At 51.3% G+C, this 1,235-nt stretch carries 1 rRNA gene; it reads right to left on the bottom strand.

Annotation, left to right across the window (positions count from 1 at the left end):
* A 23S ribosomal RNA gene (locus VPH41_RS28435) occupies positions 1–1,235 on the bottom strand; the annotation flags it as partial.

Below are 1,235 nucleotides of genomic sequence, written 5' to 3'. Positions count from 1 at the left end.
CCATCATTTAATCTTCCAGCACCGGGCAGGCGTCACACCCTATACGTCCACTTTCGTGTTTGCAGAGTGCTGTGTTTTTATTAAACAGTCGCAGCCACCAGTTTATTGCAACCCTTTCACCCTCATGGAGTAAACCAATCAAGCTACCGGGGCGTACCTTTTCCCGAAGTTACGGTACCAATTTGCCGAGTTCCTTCTCCCGAGTTCTCTCAAGCGCCTTAGAATACTCATCTCGCCCACCTGTGTCGGTTTGCGGTACGGTCTCGTATGACTGAAGCTTAGAGGCTTTTCTTGGAACCACTTCCGATTGCTTCGTGCACAAGTGCACTCGTCCCATCCCCTTGAATTCCGCGCCCGGATTTGCCTAAGCGCCTTCTATGAGACAGAAACTGACTATTCCAACAGTCAGACAACCTTCCGCGATCCGTCCCCCCATCGCATCATACGACGGTGCAGGAATATTAACCTGCTTCCCATCAGCTACGCATCTCTGCCTCGCCTTAGGGGCCGACTCACCCTGCTCCGATGAACGTTGAACAGGAAACCTTGGGCTTACGGCGTGGAGGCTTTTCACCCCCATTATCGCTACTCATGTCAGCATTCGCACTTCTGATACCTCCAGCATCCTTTACAAGACACCTTCGCAGGCTTACAGAACGCTCTCCTACCATATCCAATAAAGGATATCCGCAGCTTCGGTGACTGGCTTAGCCCCGTTACATCTTCCGCGCAGGACGACTCGATCAGTGAGCTATTACGCTTTCTTTAAATGATGGCTGCTTCTAAGCCAACATCCTGACTGTTTTAGCCTTCCCACTTCGTTTTCCACTTAGCCAATCTTTGGGACCTTAGCTGGCGGTCTGGGTTGTTTCCCTCTTGACGCCGGACGTTAGCACCCGACGTCTGTCTCCCAAGCTCGCACTCATCGGTATTCGGAGTTTGCAATGGTTTGGTAAGTCGCAATGACCCCCTAGCCATAACAGTGCTCTACCCCCGATGGTGATACTTGAGGCACTACCTAAATAGTTTTCGGAGAGAACCAGCTATTTCCAAGTTTGTTTAGCCTTTCACCCCTACCCACAGCTCATCCCCTAATTTTTCAACATTAGTGGGTTCGGACCTCCAGGGCGTGTTACCGCACCTTCATCCTGGCCATGAGTAGATCACTTGGTTTCGGGTCTACACCCAGCGACTGATCGCCCTATTCGGACTCGATTTCTCTACGGCTTCCCTAT

The organism is Janthinobacterium sp. P210006 (assembly GCF_036231885.1).
Classification (GTDB): domain Bacteria; phylum Pseudomonadota; class Gammaproteobacteria; order Burkholderiales; family Burkholderiaceae_D; genus Janthinobacterium; species Janthinobacterium violaceinigrum.
The sequence above is the reverse complement of the archived record's forward strand: the minus strand, read 5'-3'. Positions and strand labels throughout refer to the sequence as shown.